The organism is Streptomyces sp. (genome assembly GCF_035644915.1).
Taxonomy (GTDB): domain Bacteria; phylum Actinomycetota; class Actinomycetes; order Streptomycetales; family Streptomycetaceae; genus Streptomyces.
The window spans coordinates 67,313-91,920 of record NZ_DASQNP010000244.1; the positions used below are offsets into that span (position 1 = coordinate 67,313).

The 24,608-nt window shown below is 72.8% G+C and carries 27 protein-coding genes; 20 read left to right on the forward strand and 7 right to left on the reverse strand.

The genetic code is table 11. The annotated features are described in order from the left end of the window. Positions 1–115: 115 nt before the first annotated feature. Together VE546_RS26140 and VE546_RS26145 are read right to left on the reverse strand one after the other, a co-directional pair. Positions 116–880, reverse strand: coding sequence for an ABC transporter permease (locus VE546_RS26140; RefSeq protein WP_324926536.1), 765 nt, complete (start codon positions 878–880; stop codon positions 116–118). Next, entirely contained in the window at positions 877–1,866 is a 990-nt protein-coding gene (locus tag VE546_RS26145; RefSeq protein WP_324926538.1) for an ABC transporter ATP-binding protein, read from the reverse strand. The genes VE546_RS26140 and VE546_RS26145 overlap by 4 nt, the downstream gene beginning before the upstream one ends. Before the next feature lie 411 nt (positions 1,867–2,277). On the opposite strand from VE546_RS26145, the gene VE546_RS26150 reads away from it, so the two are divergent. From VE546_RS26150 to VE546_RS26215, 14 genes are all read left to right on the forward strand, one after another. After that, positions 2,278–2,745 (forward strand): sigma-70 family RNA polymerase sigma factor, encoded by a 468-nt coding sequence (locus VE546_RS26150; RefSeq protein WP_324926539.1) that lies wholly within the window; start codon positions 2,278–2,280, stop codon positions 2,743–2,745. Between the two features lie 424 nt (positions 2,746–3,169). Continuing rightward, positions 3,170–3,370: a hypothetical protein gene (locus tag VE546_RS26155; protein WP_324926541.1), complete on the forward strand. Its 201-nt coding sequence runs from the start codon at positions 3,170–3,172 to the stop codon at positions 3,368–3,370. A 228-nt stretch (positions 3,371–3,598) separates the two neighbouring features. Then, the gene (locus VE546_RS26160; protein WP_324926542.1) at positions 3,599–3,778 is read left to right on the forward strand and encodes a hypothetical protein; all 180 of its coding nucleotides are present in this window, start codon (positions 3,599–3,601) and stop codon (positions 3,776–3,778) included. A gap of 124 nt (positions 3,779–3,902) precedes the next feature. Beyond that, entirely contained in the window at positions 3,903–4,739 is an 837-nt protein-coding gene (locus tag VE546_RS26165; protein ID WP_324926543.1) for a hypothetical protein, read from the forward strand. Beyond that, entirely contained in the window at positions 4,736–5,803 is a 1,068-nt protein-coding gene (locus VE546_RS26170; protein ID WP_324926545.1) for an alpha/beta hydrolase, read from the forward strand. The genes VE546_RS26165 and VE546_RS26170 overlap by 4 nt, the downstream gene beginning before the upstream one ends. After that, on the forward strand, positions 5,800–6,342 hold the full coding sequence (locus tag VE546_RS26175) for a hypothetical protein (protein ID WP_324926546.1): 543 nt from the start codon (positions 5,800–5,802) through the stop codon (positions 6,340–6,342). Before VE546_RS26170 ends, VE546_RS26175 begins: the two co-directional genes overlap by 4 nt. Then, the gene (locus VE546_RS26180; protein WP_324926547.1) at positions 6,339–7,070 is read left to right on the forward strand and encodes a class I SAM-dependent methyltransferase; all 732 of its coding nucleotides are present in this window, start codon (positions 6,339–6,341) and stop codon (positions 7,068–7,070) included. The genes VE546_RS26175 and VE546_RS26180 overlap by 4 nt, the downstream gene beginning before the upstream one ends. A 33-nt stretch (positions 7,071–7,103) precedes the next feature. Then, positions 7,104–7,280 (forward strand): hypothetical protein, encoded by a 177-nt coding sequence (locus VE546_RS26185; RefSeq protein ID WP_324926549.1) that lies wholly within the window; start codon positions 7,104–7,106, stop codon positions 7,278–7,280. Then, positions 7,277–9,025 carry an ABC transporter ATP-binding protein gene (locus VE546_RS26190; RefSeq protein WP_324926550.1) on the forward strand — a complete coding sequence of 583 codons (1,749 nt, stop codon included), beginning with the start codon at positions 7,277–7,279 and terminating at the stop codon, positions 9,023–9,025. The genes VE546_RS26185 and VE546_RS26190 overlap by 4 nt, the downstream gene beginning before the upstream one ends. Then, complete coding sequence (locus VE546_RS26195; RefSeq protein WP_324926551.1) at positions 9,022–10,479, forward strand: NAD(P)/FAD-dependent oxidoreductase; 1,458 nt, start codon at positions 9,022–9,024, stop codon at positions 10,477–10,479. The genes VE546_RS26190 and VE546_RS26195 overlap by 4 nt, the downstream gene beginning before the upstream one ends. Beyond that, on the forward strand, positions 10,479–10,919 hold the full coding sequence (locus tag VE546_RS26200) for a hypothetical protein (protein ID WP_324926553.1): 441 nt from the start codon (positions 10,479–10,481) through the stop codon (positions 10,917–10,919). The genes VE546_RS26195 and VE546_RS26200 overlap by 1 nt, the downstream gene beginning before the upstream one ends. Positions 10,920–10,972: 53 nt before the next feature. Further along, a complete protein-coding gene (locus VE546_RS26205) occupies positions 10,973–11,146 on the forward strand; it encodes a hypothetical protein (RefSeq protein WP_324926555.1) in 174 nt (57 codons plus the stop codon). A 123-nt stretch (positions 11,147–11,269) separates the two neighbouring features. Beyond that, positions 11,270–11,980 (forward strand): GDSL-type esterase/lipase family protein, encoded by a 711-nt coding sequence (locus VE546_RS26210; protein ID WP_324926557.1) that lies wholly within the window; start codon positions 11,270–11,272, stop codon positions 11,978–11,980. Positions 11,981–12,008: 28 nt separating this feature from the next. Continuing rightward, a complete protein-coding gene (locus VE546_RS26215; protein WP_324926559.1) occupies positions 12,009–13,004 on the forward strand; it encodes an aldo/keto reductase in 996 nt (331 codons plus the stop codon). A gap of 223 nt (positions 13,005–13,227) precedes the next feature. On the opposite strand, the gene thpR is transcribed toward VE546_RS26215, so the two are convergent. The 3 genes from thpR to VE546_RS26230 are packed head-to-tail and all read right to left on the reverse strand — an operon-like array spanning position 13,228 to position 15,770. Further along, positions 13,228–13,797: an RNA 2',3'-cyclic phosphodiesterase gene (thpR, locus tag VE546_RS26220; RefSeq protein WP_324926560.1), complete on the reverse strand. Its 570-nt coding sequence runs from the start codon at positions 13,795–13,797 to the stop codon at positions 13,228–13,230. Beyond that, entirely contained in the window at positions 13,794–15,299 is a 1,506-nt protein-coding gene (locus VE546_RS26225) for an MFS transporter (protein WP_324926561.1), read from the reverse strand. Before VE546_RS26225 ends, thpR begins: the two co-directional genes overlap by 4 nt. A 33-nt stretch (positions 15,300–15,332) precedes the next feature. Further along, complete coding sequence (locus VE546_RS26230) at positions 15,333–15,770, reverse strand: MarR family transcriptional regulator (protein WP_324926563.1); 438 nt, start codon at positions 15,768–15,770, stop codon at positions 15,333–15,335. Positions 15,771–15,908: 138 nt separating this feature from the next. On the opposite strand from VE546_RS26230, the gene VE546_RS26235 reads away from it, so the two are divergent. Further along, positions 15,909–16,106: a ribbon-helix-helix protein, CopG family gene (locus tag VE546_RS26235; RefSeq protein WP_324926564.1), complete on the forward strand. Its 198-nt coding sequence runs from the start codon at positions 15,909–15,911 to the stop codon at positions 16,104–16,106. Between the two features lie 19 nt (positions 16,107–16,125). Here VE546_RS26235 and VE546_RS26240 read toward each other — a convergent pair whose 3' ends face one another. Beyond that, positions 16,126–17,607: an NCS2 family permease gene (locus tag VE546_RS26240; RefSeq protein ID WP_324926566.1), complete on the reverse strand. Its 1,482-nt coding sequence runs from the start codon at positions 17,605–17,607 to the stop codon at positions 16,126–16,128. Between the two features lie 234 nt (positions 17,608–17,841). Here VE546_RS26240 and VE546_RS26245 point away from each other — a divergent pair, with 234 nt between their 5' ends. Both VE546_RS26245 and VE546_RS26250 read left to right on the forward strand, forming a co-directional pair. Further along, the gene (locus tag VE546_RS26245) at positions 17,842–18,180 is read left to right on the forward strand and encodes a DUF2530 domain-containing protein (RefSeq protein ID WP_324926568.1); all 339 of its coding nucleotides are present in this window, start codon (positions 17,842–17,844) and stop codon (positions 18,178–18,180) included. Between the two features lie 152 nt (positions 18,181–18,332). Continuing rightward, a complete protein-coding gene (locus VE546_RS26250) occupies positions 18,333–20,810 on the forward strand; it encodes a cation-translocating P-type ATPase (RefSeq protein WP_324926570.1) in 2,478 nt (825 codons plus the stop codon). Positions 20,811–20,881: 71 nt separating this feature from the next. Here the strand turns inward: VE546_RS26250 and VE546_RS26255 are convergent, their stop codons facing one another. Beyond that, positions 20,882–21,256: a hypothetical protein gene (locus VE546_RS26255; protein WP_324926571.1), complete on the reverse strand. Its 375-nt coding sequence runs from the start codon at positions 21,254–21,256 to the stop codon at positions 20,882–20,884. A gap of 128 nt (positions 21,257–21,384) precedes the next feature. On the opposite strand from VE546_RS26255, the gene VE546_RS26260 reads away from it, so the two are divergent. The 3 genes from VE546_RS26260 to VE546_RS26270 all read left to right on the forward strand — a co-directional run bounded on the left by VE546_RS26260 (position 21,385) and on the right by VE546_RS26270 (position 24,396). Next, the gene (locus VE546_RS26260) at positions 21,385–22,104 is read left to right on the forward strand and encodes a Type 1 glutamine amidotransferase-like domain-containing protein (RefSeq protein WP_324926573.1); all 720 of its coding nucleotides are present in this window, start codon (positions 21,385–21,387) and stop codon (positions 22,102–22,104) included. Between the two features lie 8 nt (positions 22,105–22,112). Beyond that, complete coding sequence (locus VE546_RS26265; RefSeq protein ID WP_324926592.1) at positions 22,113–22,877, forward strand: alpha/beta hydrolase; 765 nt, start codon at positions 22,113–22,115, stop codon at positions 22,875–22,877. A gap of 238 nt (positions 22,878–23,115) precedes the next feature. Continuing rightward, entirely contained in the window at positions 23,116–24,396 is a 1,281-nt protein-coding gene (locus tag VE546_RS26270; protein WP_324926575.1) for an IS701 family transposase, read from the forward strand. Positions 24,397–24,608: the final 212 nt, after the last annotated feature.

Sequence of the window (24,608 nt, forward strand, 5' to 3'; positions counted from 1 at the left end):
CGGAACGCACGGACGGCGGGCACCGTCGAGGACCGCAGGGACCGCCGGAGCGTTGCTCCGCCGCCCTCCGGTTGGGCCGGATCAGGCCGTCCTCCGCGGCGGGACCGGAGCGGGTTCAGACGCGGGGCTCCCAGCGGAACCGGCGGACGGCGACCCAGGCGAACAGGGCCGTCCACACGGCCGCCAGCACACACCTGGCCAGCGCGCCGCCGAGTCCCAGTTCGCCGGTCCATCCGGAGCGGACCAGGTCGACCGTCGGGGAGAGCGGGGCGTACAGCAGCGCGTCGCCGAGCGCGTCCGGCAGCACCTCGCGGGGGACGTAGATCCCGGAGATCATCGGCAGGACGAAGATCGCCGGGAGCGTGGCGACCATCACCGACTCGACGGTGCGGCACAGCGCCGCCGTGGCGGCCGCCATCGCGGTCATCAGCGCGACACCGGTGAGCAGTCCGGCCACCGCGGCGAGCGGCTGCCGGGGCGCCGTGCCGAACATCACCGACAGCACCGCGGCCACCACGGCGATCTGCACCACGGAGATCGTGACGTACATGGACGCGCCGCCGGCGAGGATCACCGGGTCGGAGACCTCCCCCGTGCGCAGCCGTTTGAGGACGAGTTCCTCCCTGCGCGCCACGTACAGGCCGGTGACGGAGGAGTAGAGGGAGAAGATCAGCAGGATTCCGGTGGCGGTGGACACCATCAGCGGGCCCGCGTCGATGCCGTGCCGGTCGAGGTCCATCTGCTCCTGCACCGACCGCATCGCCACCAGGAGCATCAGCGGGACGAGCACCACGAAGAAGTAGTTGGCCCTGATCCGGTTGAACAGCTTCCACTCGATGTGGAACAGGGTCCTCATGTGGCGTGCGGTCAGGCCGTTCACTCGTCCTCCTCCTGCGTCTCCCGCTCCGTCTCCTCCTGCGCCCCCTCCTGCGTCCGGGTGCTGTCGTCGCGTCCCGCGATGGCGATGAACGCCTCCTCCAGGGAGGCGGGCCGGGCGGTGAACCGCTCCAGCGTCACATCGTGCTCCTCGGCCCAGGTCAGCAGCCGGGTGGCGTCCTTCTGGAGCTGCCCGGTGGTGATGGTCACGCGTCCGTCGCGCTCCTCGACCGCCGTTCCGTCGACGGGCAGGTCGCGCGCCGTCCACCGGCCGTCCAGGGTGAACGAGAGCGTCGAGGGGTGGTCGGCGACGATCTGGGCGACGGTGCCGGCGGCGGCGATCCTGCCCCGGTGCATGATCGCCAGGTGGTCGGCGAGGGACTCGGCCTCCTCCAGGTAGTGCGTGGTGAGCAGGATCGTCGATCCCTGCTCCCGCAACTGCCGGATCAGCCGCCAGGTGGCGTGCCGGCCCTCGGCGTCCATGCCGGCGGTGGGTTCGTCGAGGAAGAGCACGTCGGGGCGCGAGAGGGTGGCGACCGCCAGGTCCAGGCGCCGCTTCTCCCCTCCGGAGAGGTTCTGCACCATCACGTCGTGGCGGTGGGAGAGCCCGGCGAGTTCCAGCGCCTGGTCGACGGGGCGGGCCCGGGAGGTGAGCCGGGCCCACATCTCCACGCTCTCGCGCACCGTCAGGTGGGAGATGAAGCCGCCCTCCTGGAGCATCGCGCCGGTGCGGGGGCGGATGCGGGAGCGGTCGGCGACCGGGTCCAGGGTGCCGAACAGGCGTATGCGTCCGCGGTGCGGGGCGGCGAGGCCCTCCAGCAGCTCGACGGTGGAGGTCTTGCCGGCGCCGTTGGTGCCCAGGAGCGCGAACAGCTCTCCGGGACGGACGGTGAAGCTGACCCCGCGCACGGCGTCGAAGGTTCTCTTTCCGCTTCCGTAACGGCGCCAGACGTCCTGGGCGTGAATGTGGCTGCTTTCCGCTTCTGCCATGGGTCCTTCCTCGGGCTGGAACGGCCGGAGGCAATCCGGGCGTGGGCCGGTTCGACGGTTCCAGGTGTCCGGCAAATCCTTCCCCGGGCCATCCGTTATTTCAATACCCACACAACTGGTCGGAGATTTCCTACCGGTCTTCCGGCATCCGGGAAGAACCCCCCGTCAAGGGGAAGCGAGACAATTGGCTCGAACTCTCCGAGGGTACGGACGGCGACCCTCAAATCTTCCTCAGATACGGAACTTCTTCGGTCAAAGATTCGGCCATGTGCGTCTACAGTGACCACGCCGCAGGCGACCGACCAACGCACGACACGTGGCCCTGACTCAACCGATTCTCCTGAGGGATCGTCAACGGGGGGTATTTCCGTGCCGAACCATGCCTATGCCTACACTCAGGGCGAAAGAGACATGGAGGCATTCATCCGCGAGCTACTGCCGCTGTTGCGGCGTCAAGCTTCCCGCATCCTCGGCGAGGACGCCGAAGACGCCGTGCAGACGGCGTGTCTCAAACTGCTGAGATCCTCCAAGTCCTGGCTCTCCCACCCCAACCCGGCCGCGTACGCCGTCCGCGCGGTCACCACCGCCGCCTACGACATGTCGCGACGTCAGACGAGGGACACCCCGATGAGCGAGGTCCCCGACCGCGCCCATCCCGGCGACGCGATGGCCCACCGGGAGGCCAGGTGGGAGGTGAGCCGGCTGCTGTCCGCCGTACCGCGCAAACAGGCGGCCGCGATATTCCTCGTCGACGTGCAGGACTACACCATAGACGGGGCCGCCGCGGTGCTCGGCGTCCACCGCGGGACGGTCTCCCGGGCCCGGACCCACGGCCTGCGCGCCATGCGGGGGCTGGTCGGGCTGGCCGAGGCCGGCTGAAATTTTTCCGTCGGGGAGTCATACACCGGCGGGTCCGCCGCGGTTATCCGGACAGGAGAGAGCGACGGGGTCCGGGAGCCGGGCCGGTGCACAGCCCGACTCCCCCGCACAGCGGGCGGAAGACCCTCTCGCCCTCCCGCCGTCCGCCGACGGAAGAGAAATACCGTCGGTACCGGCTGTACGTAGCACGTACCAGGCGGTACCGGTCATCAGCCGTCCCCGAAATCATGTCCGGAAACCTGATTCACGGACACGGTCGGCCGGTGGATTCCCCCTTGCCGTCGGCCGGCTGAATTCCGGAGGAGCAGCACACCCGGCCCTCCGGAAATGGACCGTAAAAGACTTCCTGCCGACCGCGCGTCCCTGACCGCGGGCGGCGGGATGCCCCCGACCGAAGCAATTCCGTGGAAAGGAGGAGAACACCATGCTGATGGAGAAGGTGAACGCCGAGGTCTCCCTGCAGGGGAAGCTGGAGGCGGGCGCGCCCGTCGGCGGCGCGGCCCCGGTCATGGCCACCCCGGCCCTGATCGCGACCCCCGTGATCGCCAAGGCCGCCGGTGCCGTGGTCGGCGCCGGTGCCGTCACCGGCGCCGCCTACGTGGCGTACAAGACCGCCACCGGCTGATCCCGGTGAGCCCGCCGGTCCGCCCGCGGACCCCCTACCGCAACCGGGGTCCGCGAGGCCGCCGGCCGGGAGACGAGTCCCGGCCGCCGCGACCGGTGCCCGTGCGGACATGAGAGGACGCCGGGCCGTTCCCGCGGCGGCGTCCTCGGGCTCCGGTTCCGGCAGGCACCCCAGATGCCTGCCGGAACCGCGCACTGTCCGATGTATCAGACAAATGGAGGAAGCACCATGTCCGTGCTCGTCGAGAAGGTCAACGCGGGTGTCGGCCGGCCGGCCGACGGCCCGATCGCCCCGGTGATGGCGACCCCGGCCGCGTTCGTCGCCGGTGTCGTGGCCGGCGCCAAGGCCAGCGCCATCCTCGTCGGCGCCGCCGGTGTCGGCGCCGCGGTCGCGAACGCCAAGAAGTAACCGGGCGACAGCGGGGGGCCTCCGGCGGCCCGGGGTCCCCCGCACCTCCCGCACCGCCTCGCGTTCCCCGCCCTCCCCGGGCACCACCCCCGCGCCACAACAGTCATGCGCCCAGGAGCAGTTCATGTTGTCACGCCTCCGCAAGGCCGCCGAATCGGCGTGCGCCAGACCACTCGTCACCGCCGAGCGGCTCTCCGCCGCCACCCACCTGCTGTCCAGCCTCGAGTACATGGTGCGCAGGGTCGACCGGGAGCCGGGCGGCCTGAACGACTGGACCCACACCAGGGCCCAGGTCCCGGCCAGGACCAGGGCGGTGCAGAAGGTCAGGGACCTCATCGCCCGTGAACCCGTCACCCAGGCCCTCCACGGCTCCCGCGCCCTGGCGGCCCTGGTCCTCATCTCCCCGGTGAGGAACAACACGGTGCGGATGGCCGCCAACGCCTACCTGGCCGGCAGCCAGGTCCTCATCTACCCCCGCCACCTGTTCGGCACCGACGGCTCCGACCAGGTGTCGTTCCTGGTGCAGACCGCCGCCGCGCTGGGCCGGGCCGGCGGCACCGACGCCACCCGCAGGGCCGCGGTCCAGTTCATCGGCGCCCAGACCGTCCTGTCCTACGGGGCGTCCGGGTGGGCCAAGCTCCCCGGCGAGGCGTGGCGCTCCGGCGACGCCCTGGTGAAGATCATGCGCACCCAGACCTACGGCGACGAGTGGTTCTTCCAGCAGCTCAACCGGTACCCCGCCGTCTCCCGCGCGATCTGCCACGCCGTCCTCGCCCTGGAGTGCGGCTTCCCCCTGCTGCTGCTGAAGAAGGGCCGGTACATCGACGCCGGGCTGGCGGCGATGGGCGCCTTCCACCTGGCCAACGCCCGCTTCATGGGCCTGTCCCGGTTCGCGTGGGCGTTCGTGTCCACCTACCCGTCCGTGCGGGCGCTGGCCAAGGGCACCGGGGAGGCGGCATGACCGCGATGACGTTCCCCAGGCTCACCGCGGCCGGTCTGGCGGCGTGCCTGGCCGCCGGCCTGGTCCACCAGAACTACGCCGCCCTCAGGTCGCGGGCCGGGCACGCCGGGTTCGAGCGGCGCCGGCTGCGCTGCGGCAGCGGCAACATCGTCGACTACCACGTGCGGCCCGGCCGCGAGGGCGGCCCGACGCTGGTGTGCGAGGCCGGGCTGATGAACACCTCCTCGGCGTGGCTGCTGGTCGCCGACCACCTCGACCCCTCGATCTCGGTGCTGCTGTACGACCGGGCCGGGTACCGCGGTTCGCTGCGGCGCTGCCCGGAGGACTACTCGCTGAGCGAGTCCGTGAACGACCTCGCGGAGGTCATCGCCGACGGCGTCGCCGGCACCGGGCCGTGCGTGCTGACCGGGCACTCCCTGGGCGGCTACCTCGCCCACCGCGCGGCAGCCGCCCTCCCCGGCCGGGTGCACGGGCTGCTGCTGGTCGACCCCACCCACCCCCGCGAGCTGCTGCACTCCCGCAGGCAGCGCGAGGGCTCCCGCGGCATCAACCTGACGATGAAGCTCGGCCCGTGGTCGGCGGTGTTCGGCGCCGGCCTGCTGGTGGACAAGAAGGGCCTGTTCTCCTTCGCCGAGGGCAGCCCCCACTACCGGAAGCTCCGCCTGGAGGGCTCCGCCCCCTCCACCTGGCGCGCCGCGCGGCGGGAGTGGGACTACTCCTACGCGTTCATGCTCGACGGCGGCCGCCCGCTGGACCGGCTGGACATCCCCGTCTCGGTGGTGGCGGCCGAGTCGACGATGCGGGACACCCCCGAACACAAGGACCTGTACGAGGAGTACGTCGCCTCCGGCACCGGCGGCCGGATCGTCACCGTCCCCGGCTCCGACCACCTGTCGGTCACCGGCGGGGTCGAGCACGCCCCGTACACCGCCGGGCTGATCGAGGAGGCCGTCGCGGAAGCGGCCGGGGCGGCGGCCGAGGAGGCCGCGGTGCGGGCGGCGGCACGGACCGCGGACCGGACCGGCGGAACCCGGCGGCACAGCGGACGGAAGGAGGCGGCGTGAAGGCGTCGGCGGTACTGGAGCGCGCGATTCCGGCGCTCTTCGCCGGATGGTTCGTGGCGACGGTGCTGAGCCAGCACCCCGACCGCAGCTACGACAAGGTCCGCAAGGTGGACAAGACGGGGACGGGCATCCTCATCCCCAACTGGCGGTTCTTCGCCCCCAACCCGGCCGTGGAGGACCAGCACTTCCTCTACCGGCTCGCCAACGAGGACAAGACGGAGCACACCGAGTGGCGCGAGGTGTACTCCATCGCGCCCCGCAGGCTGGTCCACGCGTTCTGGTTCCCCGGCCGCAGGATCGAGAAGGCCATCTTCGACGTGGCCTCCACCCTGGTGCACAACCCCGGCGCGATGACCCCGCTGCACAAGGAGGCCAAGCAGGCCGCCTACCGGCTCGTCAACGACTTCGTCCGCAAGCGCATCACCCCCGAGCCCGGCTACCCGTTCTTCCAGGTGCTCCTGGTGCGCTACTCCGGCTACGACCACAGCGAGGACCCCAAGTACGACATGGTCTTCGACTACGAGAGGGTGACCCCGTGATCCAGGACGTCCAGTACGGCACGGCCGTCGCCTCCGTGTACGACTCCCTGATATCCCCCGCCATGCCCGTCGAGGCGGACGTCGAGCGGCTCCGCCCGTACGTCACCGGGGCGCGCGTGCTGGAGGTGGGCGTGGGCACCGGCCGGGTCGCCGCCGCCGTCGCCGGGATCGCCGCCGAGCTGGTCGGCGTGGACAACTCCGCGCCGATGCTGGAGAGGTTCCGCGCCAAGGGCGTCCCCGCCAACGTGACGCTGGTGGAGGCGGACTTCCGCCGGCCCCTGCCGCTCACCGGCCGCTTCGGCGCCGCCTACTCCACCATGGGCTCCCTGGCCTGCGTCGGCTCCCGCGACGAACTCGCCGCGGCCCTCGCCCACGTCCGGGAGGTGCTCGAACCCGGCGGCTCCCTCTCGCTGGAGTACTACTCGACGGCCGCCTACCGGCCGCTGACGGAGCTGGGCCCGGTGACGATGCCCACCCCGAACGGCAGCGGCACCTCCACGTTCACCACCACCCTCGACGACGCGGACGTGCTCACCATGGCCACCCGCGTCGAGGAGGAGGGCGAGCCGCCGGTGGAGTTCAGCGAACGGATCCTCCTCATCGAGCGCGAGGAGGTGGAGGACTGCCTGGTCCGGGCCGGGTTCACCGTCGAGCGCGTGTACCCGGCCGGGCAGGGCGCGCCCTACGACTGGTACGTCGCACGCACCACCGCACAGCCGCACGCATAACCGCACGCACAGCCGCACGGAAGGGGGCCGGCAGTGCCGACCGCACGGCGCGCGGCGTGGTTCACCGCCGCGTTCGTCTTCGCCATGCCGCCCATGCTGGCGATGTTCAAGGACGGTGACCTCACCCGGGACACCTGGGTCAGGAGCGTCGGCTTCGCCGTCAGCATCGCCGTGATCGTCGCGATCTTCTTCGGTGAGGACACGCCATGAACACATCCGACATCGTCCGCCGCCACCGGCTGCTGCTGGCCGTCGGCACGCTCCTCGGCCTGGCGGGCACCGCCGCCACCCTCCTCCAGCCCCTCCTCATCGGCGACCTGATCGAGGCCGTCGCGCTGGACGAGTCGACGGTGCGGCCGATCACGCTCATCGCCGCCCTGTTCGCCGCCGACGCGCTGCTGGCCGCCGCCCACTTCTACCTGATCGGCCGCGCGGGGGAGAACATCGTCCTGGACATGCGCACCACTGTGACGGGGCGTCTGCTGCACTCGCAGATCCGGGCGTTCGGCAGGCTGGAGCACGGCGACGTGTTCACCCGCACCGTCGCCGACACCTCGATCGCCCGCGTCGCCCTGTCCTCCTCCGTCGCCCAGATGATCACCGCCGGGTTCACCACCGTCGGCTGCGTCGCCGTCATGGCGTGGATCGACTGGCGGATGCTGCTGGTCACCGCCGGGTGCCTGGGCACCGCCTCGGCGATCGCCCTGGCGCTGGCCCGCGCGGTCCGCAGGGCGGCGGTCGTCAACCGGGAGGACACCAGCGACTACGGCTCCGGGCTGCTGCGGGTCCTGGGCGCGCTGACCACCGTCAAGGCGTCCCGCGCCGAGGAGCGCGAGGCCGCCCGGCTCCGGGAGCTGGCCGACGCCGCGCGCGGCAGCGGCATCCGCGTCACCCGCCTGTCGGCGATGCTGATGCCCGCCATGAACGTCGGCACCCAGGTGTCGCTGGCCGTGGTGATCGCCTGGGGCATGGCCCGCACCGCCACCGGCGACCTCCCGGTGGAGGACCTCACCGCGTTCATCATGTACCTGTTCTACCTGGTGTCCCCGCTGGTGATGCTGTTCATGGCCCTCGGGGAGTTCCAGCAGGGCAGGGCCGCCATCGACCGGGTGAAGGAGCTGGCCGCCATCGAGCAGGAGACCGGCGGCGACCCCGGCGACCCCGGCGACGACCGCGCCGCCGCATCCCCCGCCCGCCCCGGCGACGGCGTCCCCGCGGTCGAGTTCGAGGACGTGGCCTTCACCTACCCCGGCGCCTCCGCCCCCGCCGTGGACGGGGTGTCGTTCTCCCTGCCCGCCACCGGGGTGACCGCGATCGTCGGCCCGTCAGGCGCCGGGAAGACCACCCTGTTCCAGCTCATCGAACGCTTCCAGACCCCCGACCGGGGCACGATCCGCATCTCGGGCGCCGACGCCGCCGGCCTGCCGCTGGGCGAACTGCGGGCCCGCATCGGCCTGGTGGAGCAGGAGGCGCCGCTGATGCGCGGCACCGTGCGGGAGAACCTCACCTACGCCCGCCCCGACGCCACCGACGAGGAGATCAGGGAGGCGATCGAGGCCGCCCACCTCACCGACGTCGTCGAGGCCCTCCCCGACGGCCTGGACACCGAACTCGGCGAGGGCGGCGCCGGCCTGTCCGGCGGGCAGCGGCAGCGCCTGGCCATCGCCCGCGCCCTGCTGGCCCGGCCCGACGTCCTGCTGCTGGACGAGGCCACCTCCAACCTCGACTCCGACTCCGAGTCGGCGCTGCGGGACGCGGTCGCCTCGATCGGCACCCGCTGCCAGGTGCTGACCATCGCCCACCGCATCTCCACCGTCGTCGGCGCCGACCGCATCCTGGTCCTGGAGGACGGGCGGCTGCGCGCCTGCGGCGACCACGCCGAGCTGATGGCGAACGACACCACCTACCGGCGGCTGGCGAGCCGCCAGCTCGCACCGGCGGAGGCGGCGCGGTGACCGACGCGGCGGTGGTCGGCACCGGGCCCAACGGGCTCGCCGCCGCGGTGACCCTCGCCCGGGCCGGGCTGCGGGTGACCCTGTTCGAGAAGGCGGACACCATCGGCGGCGGCCTGCGCACCGCGCCGCTGTTCGACAGCGACGTGGTGCACGACGTCTGCTCGGCCGTCCACCCGATGGCCGCCGCCTCACGGTTCTTCCGCGCCTTCGACCTGCCCGCGCGCGGGGTGCGGCTGCTGCAGCCCGCCATCCCCTACGCCCACCCCCTGCCGCAGGGCCGCGCCGCGGCGGCCTGGCGCGACCTGGACCGCACCGCCGAGCACCTGGGCGTGGACGGACCCCGCTGGACGGAGCTGATGGCGCCCCTGGCCGCCCGCAGCTCCGGCGTGGTCGACCTGCTGCTGTCCGGCCAGCGCTCCGTCCCGCCGGACCTGCGGGCCGCGCTGCTGCTCGCGCGCCGGGTGATCGCCCACGCCACCGCCCGCGGCCCGTTCGCGACGGAGGAGGCCGAGGCGCTGCTGGCCGGGGTGGCCGCCCACTCCGTCGGCAGGCTCCCCTCCCTGGCCTCGGCGGCGGTCGCGATGCTGCTGGGCCACACCGCCCACAGCACCGGCTGGCCCCTGCCGGAGGGCGGCAGCGTCCGCATCGCCGACGCCCTGGCCGCCGACATCACCGCGCACGGCGGCACCTTCCACACCGGCCACCGCGTGAGGGACCTGGCCGAACTCGACGGCTTCCCCCTGGTCCTGCTGGACGTCGGCCCCAAGGAGTTCCTCGCCCTCGCCGGGCGGCGGCTGCCCGCCCGCTACCGGCGCGCCCTGGAGCGTTTCCGCTACGGCCCCGGGGCGGCGAAGGCCGACTTCCTGGTCTCCGCGCCCATCCCCTGGCGGAACCCGCTGGTGCGGCGGGCCGGCACCGTCCACCTCGGCGGCACCCGCGCCGACATCGTCCGCCAGGAGACCGCCACCGCGGCCGGCAGACGCGTCGACGACCCGTTCGTGCTGGTCGTCGACCCGGCCGTCACCGACCCCACCCGGGCCGTGGGCGGCAGACGGCCCGTGTGGGCCTACGCCCACGTCCCCAACGGCGACACCCGCGACCCGGTGGAGACGATCCGCCGGCGCATCGAGGAGTACGCGCCCGGCTTCAGCGACACGATCGTCGCCTCCCGCGGCATCCCCGCCGCCGAGTACGAGACCTACAACCCCAACTACACCGGCGGGGACATCGGGGCGGGCGCCATGACGCTGCGCCAGTCCCTCGCCCGTCCGGTGGCGCGCTGGAACCCGTACGCCACACCGCTGCGCGGGGTGTACCTGTGCTCGGCGTCCACCCCGCCCGGGCCGTCCGTGCACGGCATGTGCGGGTACCTCGCCGCCCTGACCGCGCTCCGCCGCCACCACGGCGTGCGCACCCCGCCCGACCTCTCCCCACGACAGAAGGAGCCGATCTGATGCGCACACGTACCCGGGCCGCGCTCGCGGCCGCCACCACCGCCCTGCTGGCCGCCACCGCCGCCCCCGCGAGCGCGGCGGACGGCGCCCCCGCCGGCGCCGTCGCGTGGTCGGCCCGGCACGGAACGGCCGCGGCCGAGGGCCACCGGTGGACCGAGCCGGGCTCGACCGGACTCGACCGCACCCTGGTGATCCAGGGGAAACTGTCGAACACCGGCAGCGGCTGCTACGCGCTGTGGATCCGCTACACCTACGACCTGGCCCCGGCCATGCCCCGCAAGTACGCCGAGGTGTGCGGCACGGGCAGCGTGGACGTCAGCCTGCGGCACGTCTACCGGCCCACCACCACCGGCTACCTCACCGTGTGCCGCGGCACCGCGGACACCGGGGACTGCGGTCCCTGGCAGAACATCACCTGGTGGCCCGTCCGCCAGGGGTGACCGGTCCCGCTGAAATCCCGCCGGGACCCCACCGAGAGAGGAGAAGAGGAAGAGTGAACGGCATCGACAGGAACGAGCTGGACGAGACCATCGCCAAGGTCTTCAAGGAGGTCAGGACCGCCGTCGACTCGCACAGCGAGAAGAGCATCCAGATGTACAGCCACGCCCTGCGGGCGCTGGTGGAGCTGCGGCAGCAGGTCGTCTCCGGGGAGCGCTCCGACGGCTGACGCCCGGGGCGTCTCCCCGGCCGGTTCCCGGGCCGCCGCGCGGTCCGGGGACCGGCACCCGCCGGGGGGCGGGTGACGGGCGTCACGTCGCAGGCCGGGGAGGCCGTCCGGGAGGATGAGCGGATGCGTTTCCTCTTCGTCGGCGACTCCATGACCATCGGCAGCGCCGGTGAGCACACCTGGCGCCACCGCATGTGGCGGCACCTGGAGCGGACGTGCGGGCCCCTGGGCGAGGCGTACGAGATCACCGGCCCGCGCGACGCGCTGTACGACAAGGCGGCCGACGCCCCCGTCTCCCACGCCTACGCCGATCCGGACTTCCCCGCGCCCGCCCGCCGCCACCTGGCGGGCTGGGGCGAGGGCTGGCTGCACATGGCGCCCCTGGTGGCCGACGTGGTGCGGGAGCACCGCGCCGACACCCTGCTGATCTCCCTCGGTCTGATAGACCTGGGCTTCTACACCGACTCCGGCCGCACCGCCGAGAACGTCCACCGCTTCCTCGCCGGGGCCCGGTCCGCCGAGCCGCGGGTGCGGGCGGTGGTGCTGCCGGTGATCCCCAACGTCCGGGCCCGGCACGACGCCTTCTTCGCCGCCGAGTGCGAGCGCTTCAACGAGCTGCTGGCCAAGGCCGTGGCCGAGCTGTCCACCCCCCTCTCGCCGCTGCTGCTCGCCTCGCCGCCGCGCGGCTGGGACCTGGACCGCGACACCTACGACGGCACCCATCCGACCGCCTCCGGCGAGCACCGCATCGCCGCCGCCTTCGCCGAGGCGCTGCACCAGGGGTGGGGGATCGGCGGCCCGTACGACGCGCCGCACGGTCCGCCCTTGCCTTGAGCCCGCTCCAACGCGTTGGCTGGTGACCATGGAGTACACGCAACTCGGACGCACCGGTCTCAAGGTCAGCCGCCTGGTCCTCGGCACGATGAACTTCGGTCCGCAGACCGACGAGGCCGACAGCCACGCCATCATGGACGCCGCCCTCGACGCGGGCGTCAACTTCTTCGACACCGCCAACGTCTACGGCTGGGGCGAGAACAAGGGCCGCACCGAGGAGATCATCGGCACCTGGTTCGCGAAGGGCGGGGGCCGCCGGGACAAGGTGGTGCTGGCCACCAAGGTCTACGCGAACATGGGCCCCGACGGCGAGGCCTGGCCCAACCACGACAAGCTGTCGGCGGTGAACATCCGCCGGGCCGTGGACGCCAGCCTCAAGCGGCTCCGGACGGACCACATCGACCTCTACCAGTTCCACCACGTGGACCGGAACACCCCGTGGGAGGAGATCTGGCAGGCCATCGACGTCCTGGTCCAGCAGGGCAAGGTGCTCTACGCGGGGTCGTCCAACTTCGCGGGCTGGCACATCGCCCAGGCCAACGAGGCCGCCGCCCGCCGCGGCAGCCTCGGGCTGGTCAGCGAGCAGTGCCTGTACAACCTGGTCGAGCGCCGCGCCGAGATGGAGGTCGTCCCGGCCGCGCAGGGCTACGGCCTGGGGGTCATCCCGTGGTCGCCGCTGCACGGCGGCCTGCTGGGCGGCGCGATCCGCAAGGAGCGCGAGGGCGGCGGCGCGCGCACCACCTCGGGGCGCTCGGCCGAGGCGCTGGCGGACCCCGCGCTCCGCGCGCGGATCCAGGCGTACGAGGACCTGCTCGACAAGCACGGTCTGGAGCCCGGCGAGGTGGCCCTGGCCTGGCTGCTCACCCGGCCGGGCGTGACGGGTCCGATCACCGGACCGCGCACGCTGGAGCAGCTCGGCTCCGCGCTGCGCGCGGTGGAGCTGGAGCTGGGCGAGGAGCTGCTGGCGTCGCTGGAGGAGATCTTCCCCGGCCCGGGTCCGTCCCCGGAGGCGTTCGCCTGGTGAGCCGGTGAGCCGGTGAATCGGTGAGCCGTCGGGTCCGCGAACGGCGCGGACGGGTGGAGGGCGCCCGGTGACGGGCGCCCCCGCCGTCCGCCGGTGCCGGGCCCGGCGGCCCGTCAGCCGAGCACGGCCGCCAGGACCACCACGGCGAGCATCAGCACGAGCGCGCCGCTCACGATGCGGTTACGGGTCTTCGGATCCACGCCCCCCACGGTAGCCCGCCCGCTCAGCGGCCCAGCGGCCAGGCCTCCAGCGTCTCGTACCGGGGGTGCTCGCCGGGCACCCCGGAGGAGGGCAGGTGGCTGCGGACGAGGGCGAACTCCTCCGCCCGCCAGTCGCTGCCCGAGAAGCCGCCCAGGGCCGCCGCGTACGGGCGCAGGTCCACGCGGCGGGCCGTACGGCCGGCGCGGGCGACGGTCAGGTGCGGCTTGTAGGGGCGGTCCTCGGTCGGCACCCCGGCGCGGCGGACCTGCGCCGTGACGGAGTCCGCCAGCCGGCGCAGGGCCGTGCGGTCGCCCTCGACCCCGACCCACAGGACCCGGTCGCCGAAGCGCCCGCCCCCGGCCAGCCGGAGGCCGAAGGCGGGGTGGCGGTGGGCGGCGCGCGCCAGGCGTTCGCGCAGCCCGGGCAGGAGGGCCTCGTCCACCTCGCCCAGGAAGGCGAGGGTGAAGTGCCAGCCCTCGGGCCTGGCCCAGCGCAACCGGTCCGCGTCGGGCAGGCCCTTCAGCCGCTCCACCGCCCCCGCCAGTTCGGTCAGGGCGCCGGGGGGCGGCAGGACGGCCGTGAAGAGTCTCATGCGAGTACTTTCCTGCGGTGCTCCCTGTCGTCGCCCGGGGCGGCGGACGGGGAGGCGGGCGGAGCCGCGGCCGCGGCGGCGGCCGGAGCGGTGGGCGGGGCGGTGGCGGTGGCGCGGGCCGGGGTCTTCCCGGCGCCCGCTATGCTCTCCTGCCCCTCCCCGCGCGTCACCGGCACGAACGCCACGCCGCGCCGGCCGCGCCGGAGGTCCACCCGCAGCCGCAGTCCGCTGATCCGGGCCAGCACCAGGCCGGTCGCGACGGCGGCCACGGCGGAGATCAGGCCGCCCGACAGGAAGCCGATGCGGGCGCCGTAGGCGTCGGTGATCCAGCCCATGAGCGGTCCGCCGAGCGGGGTGCCGCCCATGAACACCATCATGTACAGGCTCATCACACGGCCGCGCATCGCCGGGTCGGAGGCGAGCTGGACGGTGGAGTTGGCGGTCACGTTGAAGGTCAGGCCCACCGCGCCGATGGGCACCATCAGGGCGGCGAACAGCCAGAACGCCGGGGCGACGGCCGCCACCAGCTCCAGCAGGCCGAAGGCCAGCGCGGCGCCGACCATGACCCGCATCCGGCTCGTGCCGCGCCGGGCCGCGAGCAGCGCACCGGTCACCGAGCCGGCCGCCATCAGGGAGTTGAGCAGGCCGTAGGTGCCCGCGCCCTCGTCGAAGACCTTGTCGGTGAAGGCGGAGAGCCAGATCGGGAAGTTGTAGGCGAAGGTGCCGACGAACCCGACCAGGGTGATCGGCCAGATCAGGTCCGGCCTGCTCCGTACGTAGCGCAGGCCCTCCCGGAGCTGCCCCTTGGCGCGCGGGGCGGTCTCGACGCGGTGCAGTTCGTCGGGGCGCATCAGCAGCAGGCTGGTGATCGGCGCGACGAAGGACAGGCCGTTGAGCAGGAACGCCCAGCCGCTGCCCACGGCCGTGATGAGCACGCCGGCGACGGCCGGGCCGATCAGGCGGGCGGACTGGAAGTTGGCGCTGCTGAGGGAGACCGCGTTGGGGAGCTGCCGGGGGCCGACCATCTCGGAGACGAAGGTCTGCCGGGCGGGGTTGTCCACGACGGTCGCCAGTCCCAGGACGAAGGCGAGCGCGTAGACGTGCCAGATCCGGACGTGGCCGGTGAGGGTCAGCGCGGCGAGCGCGAGGCCGGTGAGGCCCATCGCCGACTGGGTGAACAGCAGGATCTTGCGCTTGGGGTAGCGGTCGGCGATGACGCCGCCGTACAGCCCGAAGAGCAGCATGGGGAGGAACTGCAGCGCGGTGGTGATGCCGACGGCCGTCGCCGATCCGGTGAGGCTGAGCACCAGCCAGTCCTGGGCGATGCGCTGCATCCAGGTGCCGGTGTTGGAGACGAGCTGGCCCGTCGCGAACAGCCGGTAGTTGCGGATGCGCAGCGAGCTGAACGTCGAGGGCCGGGGGTCGTCGGCCTGAGTGGTGGTGGTGTGGTTGGTGTTCTCGTCAGGTGCGGGTGCGGAGTGTGCTCCGGGTCCCGAACTCAAGACCTTTTCGCCTCCTCGTGGGTGCGACTCCTCCTACAGTTGCGCGAGCTTCTCCAGGACGGGGGCGGCGGCGCGCAGCAGCGCCCACTCGTCCTCGTCGAGCTGACCGGCGAGTTCCGCCAGCCACGCGTTCCGCTTGCGGCGGCTCGCGGCGAGCACCTCCTCGGCCAGCTCCGTCTGGGTCACCACCTTCTGGCGGCGGTCGCCCGGATGCGGCTCCAGCCGGACGAGGCCCTTCGCCTCCAGCATCGCCACGATGCGGGTCATCGACGGCGGCTGGACGTGCTCCTTGCGCGCCAGCTCGCCCGGCGTGGCCGAGCCGCAGCGGGCGAGGGTGCCGAGGACCGACATCTCCGTCGGGCTCAGCGACTCGTCGACGCGCTGGTGCTTGATGCGACGCGCGAGGCGCATCGTGGCGGAGCGGAGGGCGTTCACCGCTGCGGCGTCCTCGCCCCGGGACAGATCCGGCATGTTTATTAGCCTAACTCATTACTTCGTCTAAGGACTAGCCCGAGGAAGGTGTACCCGGGGTGGCCTTCGTCACCCATATGAGTGAATTCGTATGGAAAGCTGACACGCCGCCCCCGACCCCCCGGAGACCGTGTCCCCATGGAACCGACGGGATCGAAAGTGCTCAGCCTACGGCTGGACGGCGAACTGCTCGACCGGCTCTGCCGCCACGCCGCCAAACGCGGAATGAGCGTCCAGGACTACGTGGTCCGGACGCTCATCCGTGTCGACTTCGACGAGCGCTTCACCTCGTCCGTGGACGAGACCCAGCGCTTCTACGCGGGCGGGACCGCCTGAGCGCGGACGCCCGCCCGGCTCATTTGATCCCCAGCGCCTGCTCGATCGGGTCGAGCAGGAAGTACACCAGGAAGCAGGCGCCGACGGCGTTCAGCAGCCACGGGATCTCGCGGAAGCGCCCGGTGGCCGTGCGCAGCAGGATGTAGGACAGCACCCCCATGCCGATGCCGTTGGTGATGCTGTACGTGAACGGCATCGAGATCAGCGTCAGGAACGCCGGGACGGCCACGGTGTGGTCGCTCCAGTCGATCTCCCGCACGTTCGACGCCATGATCAGGAAGCCGACGACGACCAGCGCGGGGGTCGCGGCGTGGGACGGCACCACGGTGGCCAGCGGCGTGAAGACCAGGGCCAGCAGGAACAGGGCGCCGGTCATGATGTTGGCCAGACCCGTGCGGGCGCCCTCGCCGACCCCGGCGGTGGACTCCACGAAGCAGGTGTTGGCCGAGCAGGAGCCGAGGCCGCCGCCCGCGACGGCGACGCCGTCCACCATCAGGATGCGGCCCATGCGGGGCAGCCGGCCCTTGTCGTCGGTCAGCCGCGCCTCCTCGCCGACGCCGATGATGGTGCCCATCGCGTCGAAGAAGCCGGACAGCAGCACGGTGAAGACGAACAGGCAGCCGGTCAGCAGGCCGACCTCCTCGAAGCCGCCGAAGAGGCTGACCTGGCCCAGCAGGCCGAAGTCGGGGGTGCTGACGATCTTCTCGGGCACATTGGGCACGGCCAGGCCCCACGCCGCGTCGGGGATGTCGGCGACGGCGTTGATCACCACGGCCAGGACGGTCATCGCGGCGATGCTGAGGAGGATCGCGCCCTTGACCCCCCGTACGACCAGGACGAAGGTCAGCGCGAGCCCGAGCACGAAGACCAGCACCGGCCAGCCCTGGAGCTGACCGCCCTGACCGAGGCCGAGGGGGACGGTGGTGTGCGCGGCATCGGGGTTGCGGGTGACGAAGCCGGAGTCCACCAGGCCGATGAGGGTGATGAACAGGCCGATGCCGATGGCGATGGCCCGCCGCAGCCCGCCGGGTATGGCGTCCATGACGCGCTCCCGCAGCCCGGAGGCGACCAGGAGCATCAGCACCAGACCCGCCAGGACCACCATGCCCATGGCGTCGGGCCAGCTCATCTGGGGCGCGAGCTGGAGGGAGACCACGGCGTTGATGCCGAGGCCGGCGGCCAGGGCGATGGGGACGTTGCCGATGACTCCCATCAGGAGGGTGGAGAGCCCGGCCATCAGCGCGGTGGCGGTGACGAGCTGGGCGTTGTCGAGCTGCTGGCCGAACTTGTCCTGGCCCGCGCCGAGGATGATCGGGTTCAGCACGACGATGTAGGCCATCGCGAAGAAGGTGGCCAGCCCGCCGCGCAGCTCGCGGCCGACCGTCGAGCCCCGCTCGGAGATCTTGAAGAACCGGTCGAGGCCGCTCCCGGGCGGCGGGGTGCCGGAGTCCTTGTCAGGGGTTTCTGGCGTGGCCTGGGTGGCGGTGGCCGGAGTGGACATGCGCGACCTTCACTGAGCGGTACGGGGACGAATTTGGAGGTTCCTACAAACAGAACCAGCCAGTTCAGGACGTTTTCAGTATGAACGCACTAGGAACGGAAAGGCCATCTCCGCGCGTAGACATTCCTCGGCCCCGTCGTGACCCTCCCCACACCCGCCCCCTCGTTACGCTGGTGCGCAGCCCCGTGGAACGACGGGCGACGGGGTGCGAGGGAAGACCGAAGGGGCCGGACGATGCGCTTGAGCAGGTGGACCAACGGCGAGCGTGAGGCCCCCGAGCCCCTGGAGGGCAACGTCGTCGCCACGGTGGTGGGCGGCACGGTCATCTGGTTCGTCCTCTTCCTGGTCCAGCTCCCCTTCTACGGCTGGTTCGCCGACCGCGACCGCACCTGGTGGCTGTGGACCTGCCTGGCCGGCGGCCTCCTGGGCCTGATCGGCATCTGGTACGTCCGCCGCCGCGAGGCGACCCTGCGCGCCCGCCGGGCCGGGGAGTCCTCCGGGAAGCCCTCCGGGGAGACCGGCGCCGCCGGCACCCCCGGGGTCGGTCCCGACGGCTCCGCCCTCTCCGACTGACGCCCGCCGGCCCGGACGCTCCTCCCCCGGGCGCTCCTCTCCCGGGCGGCCTCCGGAAAAAGCAGAAGTCATCCCCGATTTCCCCCGGGGAAAACCCTTGTGTGGCACAGAACACGCGCACCGCGGCGCGTTCGCCTCGTACTGTCTGGGCCATGACGGAACGGGCTGAGACCACACGCGGCACCGCGGAGCCGCACGACGGCACGGCGCTCGCCGCGCCGACCCTCGACGCGGCGAGAGACCCCGGACGGGGCGCCGGGACGACCACCGCCCCGAAGGCCCCCGGCCTCACCGCCGCCGAGGTCGCCGAACGCGTCGCCCGCGGCGAGGTCAACGACGTCCCCGTGCGGTCCTCCCGCTCCACGGCCGACATCGTCCGCGCCAACGTCTTCACCCGCTTCAACGCCATCATCGGCGTCCTCTTCGCGATCATCCTGGTCGTCGGCCCCATCCAGGACGGCCTGTTCGGCTTCGTCATCCTCGCCAACACGCTCATCGGCATCGTCCAGGAGCTGCGCGCCAAGCGGACGCTGGACAACCTCGCCGTCATCGGCGAGGCCAAGCCCACCGTCCGCCGCGACGGCCGCGGCGTGGAGGTCTCCACCAACGAGATCGTGCTCGGCGACCTGGTGGAGCTGTGCCCCGGCGACAAGGTCGTCGTGGACGGCACCGTCACCGAGTCCGACGGCCTGGAGGTGGACGAGTCCCTGCTCACCGGCGAGGCCGACCCGGTGCTCAAGCACCCCGGCGACACGGTGATGTCCGGCAGCTTCGTCGTCGCCGGCAGCGGCGCCTTCACCGCCACCAAGGTCGGCCGCGAGGCGTACGCCGCCCAACTCGCCGAGGAGGCCTCCCGCTTCACGCTCGTCCACTCCGAACTGCGCAGCGGCATCAGCCAGATCCTCAAGTACATCACCTGGATGATCGTCCCGGCCGCGATCGGCCTGGTCCTCAGCCAGCTCCTGGTGGAGGACAACGACCCCGACGAGGCGGTCCGCCGCATGGTCGGCGGCATCGTGCCGATGGTGCCCGAGGGCCTGGTCCTGCTGACCTCCATCGCCTTCGCCATCGGCGTCATCCGGCTCGGCCGCAAGCAGTGCCTGGTGCAGGAACTGCCCGCCATCGAGGGACTGGCCCGCGTCGACGTCGTCTGCCTGGACAAGACCGGCACCCTCACCGAGGGCGGCATGGACGTGACGGAGGTACGGCCGCTGGGCGGCGCCGACCCGGCACACGTACGGCAGGTCCTCGCCGCCCTCGGCGGCAGCGACCCGCACCCCAACGCCAGCCTGAAGGCGATCATCGACGCCCACCCCGCCGAGGACGCGGCCGGCTGGCGGTGCACCGACACCCTGCCGTTCTCCTCCGCCCGCAAGTACAGCGGCGCGGCCTTCACCGAGCCGGACGGCACGGAGAGCACCTGGCTGCTGGGCGCCCCGGACGTCCTGCTCGCCCCCGGGGACCGCACCCTCGCCGAGGCCGACCGCCTCAACGAGGAGGGGCTGCGCGTCCTGCTGCTGGCCCGCACCTCCCGCGCCCTGGACGACCCCGCCCTGGCCGAGGACCCCACCGCCACCGTCCCCGTGGCCCTGGTCGTCCTCGAACAGCGGCTGCGTCCCGACGCCTCCGACACCCTGCGCTACTTCGCCGAGCAGAACGTCTCGGCGAAGGTCATCTCCGGCGACAACGCCGTGTCGGTCGGCGCCGTCGCCGCCAAGCTCGGCCTGCCGGGCGCCGAATCCACGGTGGACGCCCGTACGCTCCCCGACGACCGCGAGGAGCTGGCGGCGGCCCTGGAGGACGGCACGGTCTTCGGCCGCGTCACCCCGCAGCAGAAGCGCGACATGGTCGGCGCCCTCCAGTCCCGCGGCCACACCGTGGCCATGACCGGCGACGGCGTCAACGACGTCCTGGCCCTGAAGGACGCCGACATCGGCGTCTCGATGGGCTCGGGCTCGGAGGCGACCAAGGCGGTGGCGCAGATCGTGCTGCTCAACAACTCCTTCTCGACCCTGCCGTCGGTCGTCGCCGAGGGCCGGCGGGTCATCGGCAACATCGAGCGCGTCGCCAACCTCTTCCTGACCAAGACCGTCTACTCGGTGCTGCTGGCCCTGCTGGTCATCGCCTCCCAGGTGCCCTACCCCTTCCTCCCCCGCCACCTGACCCTGCTGGGCGGCCTGACCATCGGCATCCCCGCCTTCTTCCTGGCCCTGGCCCCCAACAAGGAGCGCGCCAGACCGCACTTCGTACGGCGCGTGATGCGGTACGCGATCCCCTCCGGCGTCGTCGCGGCGACGGCCACCTTCACCGTCTACCTGCTGGCCCGTCACCACTACACCGGTCCCGGGGCGCTGGCGGCCGAGACCAGTGCGGCGACGCTGACGCTGTTCCTGGTCGCGCTCTGGGTCCTGGCGATCGTCGCCCGCCCCTACACCTGGTGGCGGATCGGCCTGGTGCTCACCATGGCGGGGGCCTTCGTGGTCGTCCTGGTCACCCCGTTCCTCCAGGACTTCTTCGCCGTGCGCCTGGTCGGCACGGTGATGCCGTGGACGGCGGTCGGCGTCGCGGCCGCCTCCGCGGTGGTCCTGGAGCTGGCCTGGCGCTGGATCGGCCGCCGCTTCCCCGTCTGACGACCCGTCGGGCCGCCTGCCCGACGACCGTGCCGCCCGGACGCGCCGACGCGTCCGGGCGGCACGGGCCCTCAGGCGGCCCCGGCCGCCGCCTCCCTGGTCAGTTCCACCGCCGACCGCAGGCTCAGGGACGGCTCGGCCCGGCGCAGGGCCCTGACGGCCCCGACCGAGTCCAGCGGCCCGTCGAAGCCGACCGCCGCCAGCCGCTGCCGGGTCCACCGGGCCCGCGCCCGCGCCTCGTCGTCCGCCGCGGCCCCGGCGGCGACCGCCAGGGCCTTCTCCAGGCCGGGCCGCTCCTCCTCGGAGGCCGCCTCCGGCGCCCGCTCCAGGGCCGCGAGGACCTCCCGGGAGTCCCGCAGGACGACGACCGTCCTCTCGCTCCTTCCGCCACCGAACATGGCGCCGTCGTCCGCCCCGGGGGACGGCCGCTCCACCGGATTGAGCATCTCTTGAGGTCACGGGGCCGAGTCGGGCGCACGGCCGGGTGGCTTCCCGGTAATTCCTTCGCGCACCCGCCCGGCGCGTTGTTACCGTCCGAGCCGCACCGCGCGGACCTCCGGAGGAACACAGCACCATGAGCACGCACCTGATCGGCGGCGGCTGGGACGGGGAAGCCGCCGCCGCGGTCTACGGCCCGTTCCTCGCCGAGGCCGGAACCGACCCCACCGTCGCCTGCCTGCTGATCGACGAGGGCGACGGCGTCGAGTACTTCGCCCGCTTCGAGGCCGTCCTGCGCGCGGTCGCCCCGTGCGTCCCGGTGCCGGTCCCGGTGCCGCCTGGCGGGACGTTCGACCCGGCCTCGCTGGACGGCGCGGACGCGCTGCTGGTGTGCGGCGGCCTCACCCCCGCCTACCACGACGCGCTGGCCGACGTCCTCGACGCCCTCACCCTGCGGGTCATGCGGGGCCTGCCGTACGCGGGCTTCTCGGCGGGCGCGGCGATCGCCGCGGAGCACGCGGTGGTCGGCGGCTGGCTCTCCGACGGCGTCCCCGTCTGTCCCCCGGACACCGCCGAGGACCTGGAGGAGCTGGACGTCCGCCCCGGCCTCGGCCTCCTGCCGGGCGCCGTCGAGGTGCACACCGCGCAGTGGGGGACGCTCCCCCGGCTGGTGGAGGTGGTCGCCCGGGGCCTGGCCCGCCAGGGCGTGGCCGTCGACGAGAACACCCTGCTCACCGTGGACGGGCACAGCGCCCGGGTCTCCGGCGCCGGACGGGTGCACCTGGTGCGTACGGGGACCGCGCCCGGGGAAGCGGTGGTGCGGGCGTACGGCGCGGGCGAAGAGTTCGCCCTGTGACCGGCCCGGTGCCGCTCTCGTACGACGTGGCCGGGGACGGCCCCGCCCTGCTGCTGCTCCACTCCTCCGTCTGCGACCGGCGGATGTGGGACCCGCAGTGGGCGCCCCTGGCCGACGCCGGACACCGGGTGGTGCGCTGCGACTTCCGCGGCTTCGGCGACACCCCCGCCGCGACCTCCCCCCACCGCGACGCCGACGACGTCCTGGCCCTGCTGGACGCCCTCGGCATCGAGCGGGCGGCGCTGGTCGCCTCCTCCTACGGCGGACGCGTCGCCCTGGAGGCCGCCGCCCGCCGGCCGGAGCGGGTGACCGCGATGGCCCTGCTCTGCTCCGGGATGCCCGGCCACCGGCCCTCCGCCGAACTGGCGGCGTTCGACGAGCGCGAGGAGGCGCTGCTCGACGCCGGCGACCTCGCCGGAGCCGTCGAACTCAACGTGGCCACCTGGCTCGGTCCGGAGGCCGACGAGGCGACCCGCGCGAAGGTGCGGCGGATGCAACGGCACGCCTTCGAGGTGCAGCTCGCGGCCGGCGACGTCCCCGAAGCCCCCGAGCCGGTCCTGGACCTCGCGGCGATCCACGGCCCCGTCCTCGCCGTCTCCGGCACCCACGACCTGCCCGACTTCCGCCGCATCGCCGCCCGCCTGGCCTCCCTCCTCCCCCACGCCCGCCACCTCGAACTCCCCTGGGCCGGCCACCTCCCCGGCCTGGAACGCCCCGCCGAGGTGACCGCCCTGCTCACCGACTTCCTCCACCGGACGGCCCCCACCGCCTGACGCCCTCCACACCCTGTGGACCGGCCACCGAGCGACCCCGGCCCGGGGCGGAAGAAACCCCGCGCCCAGCAAGCCACCCCGAAAGCGCGCCCCTCCCCCCGACCAGCCCCACCCCCTGCCAGGGCCACGGCAGACCCCTCACCACCGACCGCGACCTACGCGGGCACCGCCGCCATCCGCCACTCCCCTAGTAGGACTCCGTTAGGTCTGTGCGGTGGTGTGGTGCATGGTGGGCGGTATGGACATGCGCCAAGTTCAGGAGTTACGGGACGAGTTAGCGCAGTTTGTAGCGGATGTGTTCGCGTCGGTGCCGCGACGGGACCAGCGGGCCAAAGGCGACTGCTACCTGCGCGGGCTGATGCTGGACGGGCGGCGCAAATCGATCCAGGCGATGGCCGAGCGGCTGCCGGACGGCAACGAGCAGAACCTGCAGCAGTTCGTGAACCAGTCGCCCTGGGACCCGGTGCCGGTGCGGCGGCGGATCGCCGAACGCATGGTGGATCTCATCGGCCCGGAAGCCTGGGTGATCGACGACGTGTCCTTCCCCAAGGACGGCCGGTGGTCGGTCGGGGTGGCCCGGCAGTACTGCGGGGCGCTGGGCAAAAGGGCCAACTGCCAGGTGGCGGTGAGCGTGCACGCGGTTACCGATGCCGCCTCCTGTCCGGTGTCCTGGCGCCTGTTCCTGCCACGGGAGTGGGCTTCGGATACCGAGCGCAGAGCGAAGGTGCTCGTGCCCGACGACGTCGGCCACCGCGAGAAGTGGCTGCTGGCCCTGGACATGCTCGACGAGCTGGCCGGATGGGGCATGGCGCCGCCGGTGGTGGTGGCCGACGCCGCCTACGGCCAGAACGCCTACCTGCGCGCCGCGCTGGAGACCCGCGGCATCGGCTACGTGATGGCGGTCCGCAGCGACGTGGCAGTTCACCCTTTCGAGGCGGTGCCCGAAACACCGCCCCGCAAGGGGAATGTCGGCTGTTGGCCGCAGCCGCGCTACCGGCGACCGCCCCGGTCGGTGGCCGATCTCGCAGCCGGTCTTGGCCGACAGGCGTTCGGTGAGGTCACCTGGCGCCTGGGCTCGCGCGGTGGGATGCGCTCGCGGTTTGCGGCAGTGCGGGTGCGTCCGGCCGGCAAGGCCGTCGAGCGGCCGATCCGGTCCCGGGCCTCGGCCGAGCAGGGCTGGTGGGACGGGGTGCTGCCGGACTGCTGGCTGCTGGCCGAGTGGCCCGCCGAGGTCGAGGCGCCCACCGGCTACTGGCTGTCCAACCTGCCGCCGAACACCCCGGTCGAGGACCTGGTGCGGCTGGCGAAGATCCGCTGGCGCATCGAACACGACTACCGCGAGCTCAAGCACGGGCTCGGCCTGGATCACTTCGAGGGACGGTCCTGGTCCGGCTGGCACCACCACGTCACCCTCGTTACGGCCGCCCATGCCTTCCTCACCGAACAGCGTCTGGTCCCAAAAGCCGCCATGCCGGCCTCACGCTCTACCAGATCCTCGATGTCCTTCAGGACGTGCTGAGGTGCTGGACCGGCATCTGCACCACCTGTCACCGCCCTCTGCCCGCCGACCACCGCAGAACCGGCGGATCCAGACAGACCTAACGGAGTCCTACTAGGCGCACCGCCGCCGCGGCCCCGGGGCGGCCCGGCGGGGCGGCGGACGCGCGCCGGCTCCCGCTCGCCGCCCTCCGGTGGGATGCTGGACATCTCCGGACACATCCGGATGCACCC

What these genes read in the sequence shown, in the direction of transcription:
- VE546_RS26145 (WP_324926538.1), bottom strand. Translation starts at nt 1,866, where the DNA reads ATGGCAGAAGCGGAAAGCAGCCACATTCACGCCCAGGACGTCTGGCGC.
- VE546_RS26150 (WP_324926539.1), top strand. Translation starts at nt 2,278, where the DNA reads ATGGAGGCATTCATCCGCGAGCTACTGCCGCTGTTGCGGCGTCAAGCT.
- VE546_RS26155 (WP_324926541.1), top strand. Translation starts at nt 3,170, where the DNA reads ATGCTGATGGAGAAGGTGAACGCCGAGGTCTCCCTGCAGGGGAAGCTG.
- VE546_RS26160 (WP_324926542.1), top strand. Translation starts at nt 3,599, where the DNA reads ATGTCCGTGCTCGTCGAGAAGGTCAACGCGGGTGTCGGCCGGCCGGCC.
- VE546_RS26165 (WP_324926543.1), top strand. Translation starts at nt 3,903, where the DNA reads ATGTTGTCACGCCTCCGCAAGGCCGCCGAATCGGCGTGCGCCAGACCA.
- VE546_RS26170 (WP_324926545.1), top strand. Translation starts at nt 4,736, where the DNA reads ATGACCGCGATGACGTTCCCCAGGCTCACCGCGGCCGGTCTGGCGGCG.
- VE546_RS26190 (WP_324926550.1), top strand. Translation starts at nt 7,277, where the DNA reads ATGAACACATCCGACATCGTCCGCCGCCACCGGCTGCTGCTGGCCGTC.
- VE546_RS26200 (WP_324926553.1), top strand. Translation starts at nt 10,479, where the DNA reads ATGCGCACACGTACCCGGGCCGCGCTCGCGGCCGCCACCACCGCCCTG.
- VE546_RS26210 (WP_324926557.1), top strand. Translation starts at nt 11,270, where the DNA reads ATGCGTTTCCTCTTCGTCGGCGACTCCATGACCATCGGCAGCGCCGGT.
- VE546_RS26215 (WP_324926559.1), top strand. Translation starts at nt 12,009, where the DNA reads ATGGAGTACACGCAACTCGGACGCACCGGTCTCAAGGTCAGCCGCCTG.
- thpR (WP_324926560.1), bottom strand. Translation starts at nt 13,797, where the DNA reads ATGAGACTCTTCACGGCCGTCCTGCCGCCCCCCGGCGCCCTGACCGAA.
- VE546_RS26230 (WP_324926563.1), bottom strand. Translation starts at nt 15,770, where the DNA reads ATGCCGGATCTGTCCCGGGGCGAGGACGCCGCAGCGGTGAACGCCCTC.
- VE546_RS26235 (WP_324926564.1), top strand. Translation starts at nt 15,909, where the DNA reads ATGGAACCGACGGGATCGAAAGTGCTCAGCCTACGGCTGGACGGCGAA.
- VE546_RS26240 (WP_324926566.1), bottom strand. Translation starts at nt 17,607, where the DNA reads ATGTCCACTCCGGCCACCGCCACCCAGGCCACGCCAGAAACCCCTGAC.
- VE546_RS26245 (WP_324926568.1), top strand. Translation starts at nt 17,842, where the DNA reads ATGCGCTTGAGCAGGTGGACCAACGGCGAGCGTGAGGCCCCCGAGCCC.
- VE546_RS26250 (WP_324926570.1), top strand. Translation starts at nt 18,333, where the DNA reads ATGACGGAACGGGCTGAGACCACACGCGGCACCGCGGAGCCGCACGAC.
- VE546_RS26255 (WP_324926571.1), bottom strand. Translation starts at nt 21,256, where the DNA reads ATGCTCAATCCGGTGGAGCGGCCGTCCCCCGGGGCGGACGACGGCGCC.
- VE546_RS26260 (WP_324926573.1), top strand. Translation starts at nt 21,385, where the DNA reads ATGAGCACGCACCTGATCGGCGGCGGCTGGGACGGGGAAGCCGCCGCC.
- VE546_RS26270 (WP_324926575.1), top strand. Translation starts at nt 23,116, where the DNA reads ATGGACATGCGCCAAGTTCAGGAGTTACGGGACGAGTTAGCGCAGTTT.